The sequence below is a fragment of the Streptomyces sp. SID14436 genome (assembly GCF_010548465.1).
Classification (GTDB): Bacteria; Actinomycetota; Actinomycetes; order Streptomycetales; family Streptomycetaceae; genus Streptomyces.
In genome coordinates this window covers 1-2,996 of the sequence record NZ_JAAGMD010000171.1, presented here as the reverse complement: position 1 = coordinate 2,996, position 2,996 = coordinate 1, and the positions used below count along the sequence as shown (strand labels likewise).

The following is a 2,996-nucleotide window of genomic DNA, read 5'->3' as shown; positions in this document are numbered from 1 at the left end:
CGCCGTCGTCGGCCCGCAGGCCGCGACGACCTGACCATCGGGCGGGAGGGCGACCCGGTGCCGGCAGCGGGAGATCGAACCGGGCCCGCGTCCGCCCCGCACCCGGCCGTCAGCCGTCCTCTCCCCGGCCCGCGCCGCCGCTCATCGGGCCTGCGGCCCGTGCGGCCCGCGGCCGGCTCAGCTGGACTCCCGGTGCACCACCGTCGCCCCCAGCACCTTGTGCGCCTCGGGGGCCGCGGACGGGTCCCGCACCGCGCGGTCGACCCAGTCGGCCAGTTCCTGGCCGGACGGCAGTTCCAGGTGGACGGTGCTCAGCCGGGGGCGCACCAGGCGCCCCAGCATGAGGTTGTCGGCGCCGACGACGGCCGTCTCCTCGGGGACGCGGACGCCCGCGTCCTGCAGGGCGCGCAGCAGCAGCATCGCGTACTCGTCGTTGTACGTGAACACACTGTCGAGGCCGAGGTCCCGCCAGCGGGCGGCGAGCCCGGCCGCCTCGTCCTCGTCGAGGCCGAGGGGAAGCTCCGTGACGGTGGCGTCCGTGCCGCGCAGCGCCTCCCGCACCCCGCTCAGGCGCGGCGCGGAGAACGTCTCCAGCCCGGCTTGCCGGGGCAGGACCACGCCGACGCGGCGCCGGCCGCGGTCGAAGAGATGCCCGCCCGCGCTGTGCCCGACCACGTCGTGGTCCATGAGCAGGGCGTGGGCGCCCTCCACGGTCTCGGGGCCGAGCGTGACGACGGCCCGGGCGCCGGAGCGTTTGAGGACCTCCACCCCGCGCGGCCCCAGCCCGGAGCCCGGGACGAGGACGGCGACCGGCCGCAGTTCGGCCCAGGCGCGGGCCGCCTCGTCGTCGTGGGCGCCGACCGTGCCGTACTGCACGACGGTGTAGTCGAGGCGGGACAGCGCGACCTGGAGATCGGTGATGAACCGGCTGTAGAGCGGCCCGACGGGGAAGTCCGGCGCGGGCATCAGCACCATGCGGCTGTGGCCGGCGCGCAGGCTGCGGGCGGCGGCGTGCGGCACGTAGCCGAGCTCCTTCGCGGCCTCGCGCACGCGGCGCCGGGTGGGCTCGCTGATCCGGACCGCTCCGGCGTTGTTCAGGACGTAGGAGACGGTGGCACGCGAGACGCCCGCGAGGCGGGCCACATCGGCGCTCGTGGGGACGGAGCGCATGGGTCCGGCGGGCGCGGGCGTGGGCGTCGGGGGAATCTTCACCATGACGACGGCATCCTTGCAGAAGCCCGAACGCGGCCTGCGGCGGGGTGAGTTGAACGGTCCGCCGCTCTCCCTCCCGCGCCGCTCGAACGGGCGGCCACGAGAGCCCGCGGGCCGGTCAGCCCAGGTCGTCGCCGTCCGCGGCTCCTGCCGCACCTGCGGCCTGCGCGGGGGCGGCGCCGTCGCCGGAACCGGTGGCATCCACGGCAGCCACGGCGTCCGTGGCCCGGCCGGTGGCGGTGACGCGGTCGACCAGATCCCCCCAGGCCGCTTCGAGGCGGGCCAGGGGCATGCCGCGCTGCCGGGTCAGGTGGTGGATCAGCGCGGCGTCGAGCTGCGCCATCAGGGTGTGGGCCAGCAGCTCGCAGTCCGCGTCCGGGACGGCCTCGCGCAGCAGCAGCGTGACGTGCTGGTGCAGGACGCGGCGCGCCGGGTGCACGAAGCGGCGGCCGGCGTCGGCCTCGGCGGCCAGTTGCAGGTCGAGTTCCTCGACCCCGCGGCGGAGTACGGCGGCGCCGAAGGCCCGCAGCCGTTCGGCGGGCGGGGCGCCGGGGCCGAGCGGCGGCGGTCCGGTGAGGAAGGCGGTCTGGAGCTTCCGCTCGGAGTGGTCGAGCAGCGCCGACAGCAGGCCGGTGCGGTCGCCGAACCGGCGGAAGACGGTGCCCTTGCCCACATTCGCGGCCACGGCGACCGCCTCCATGGTGAGGCCGTCCGCGCCGCGCTCGGCCACCAGGCGGGCGGCCGCCTCCAGCAGCCGCGCCCGGTTGCGCGCGGCGTCGGCACGCAGGCAGGTCTCCTCGGCGCCGAGGCCGAGCCGCAGCAACTCCTGCGGCTCGATGGGCTCCTGTGGGGCCGGAACGGGCGGCCGGGCGGTGGACATGAAGCCAGGGTAAAGCATCGGGAAGAAACTGGACCGCGGTCCGGTTAGGGTGCTAGAACATTAACCGGACCCCGGTCCGGATGTCCGCCCGAGTTCCCGTTCTGTTCTCAACACCACCCCCTGGGAGTACGTCATGTCCGCTCGCATCCTCGCTCTCGTCGGCAGCCTGCGCGCCGGTTCGCACAACCGGCAGCTGGCCGAGACGGCCGTGAAGCTGGCCCCCGCCGGCGCCGAGATCGCGCTCTACGAGGGACTCGCCGAGATCCCCTTCTACAACGAGGACATCGACGCGGAGGGCAGCGTCCCGGCCGCCGCCGCCCGCCTGCGTGAGGCCGCCGGCGGTGCCGACGCCCTGCTGCTGTTCACCCCCGAGTACAACGGCACCATTCCCGCCGTCCTGAAGAACGCCATCGACTGGCTGTCCCGTCCGATGGGCGCCGGCGCCATCTCCGGCAAGCCGGTCGCGGTGGTCGGCACCGCCTTCGGCCAGTACGGCGGCGTGTGGGCGCAGGACGAGGCCCGCAAGGCCGTGGGCATCGCGGGCGGCACGGTGGTCGAGGACATCAAGCTGTCCATCCCCGGCTCCGTCACCCGCTTCGCCGAGCTGCACCCGGCCGACGACTCCGAGGTCGTCGAGCAGCTGACCGACGTCGTCACCCGCCTCCAGGACCGGGCCACCACCCCGGCAGCCGCCTGACCGGCACGAACGCACGACCGGGACGACGCCGCACGAGCGGCACACCCCCGGCCGACCCGCACGACCCGAAGGGGCTGGAGCAACCGCTCCGGCCCCTTCGGCCGGTCCGGCGCCCCCCGCGGCCGTCTCGCGACGCGCGACCACGGGCGGCCTCCGCGGCCGGATCAGGCCACCGCCGACGCCGCCAGCCCCCGGAGCTCCGCCAGG

3 protein-coding genes are annotated in these 2,996 nt (G+C 75.7%); 1 reads left to right on the top strand and 2 read right to left on the bottom strand.

Annotated features, from left to right (window positions below):
- Nucleotides 1-177 precede the first annotated feature (177 nt).
- Both G3I53_RS06555 and G3I53_RS06550 read right to left on the bottom strand, forming a co-directional pair.
- Entirely contained in the window at nt 178-1,215 is a 1,038-nt protein-coding gene (locus tag G3I53_RS06555) for a LacI family DNA-binding transcriptional regulator (RefSeq protein ID WP_164338941.1), read from the bottom strand.
- Nucleotides 1,216-1,330: 115 nt separating this feature from the next.
- Complete coding sequence (locus tag G3I53_RS06550; RefSeq protein ID WP_164438105.1) at nt 1,331-2,092, bottom strand: TetR/AcrR family transcriptional regulator; 762 nt, start codon at nt 2,090-2,092, stop codon at nt 1,331-1,333.
- Between the two features lie 133 nt (nt 2,093-2,225).
- Between G3I53_RS06550 and G3I53_RS06545 the strand changes: the two genes are divergently transcribed.
- A complete protein-coding gene (locus G3I53_RS06545; protein WP_164334579.1) occupies nt 2,226-2,789 on the top strand; it encodes an NAD(P)H-dependent oxidoreductase in 564 nt (187 codons plus the stop codon).
- The last annotated feature ends 207 nt before the right edge of the window (nt 2,790-2,996 follow it).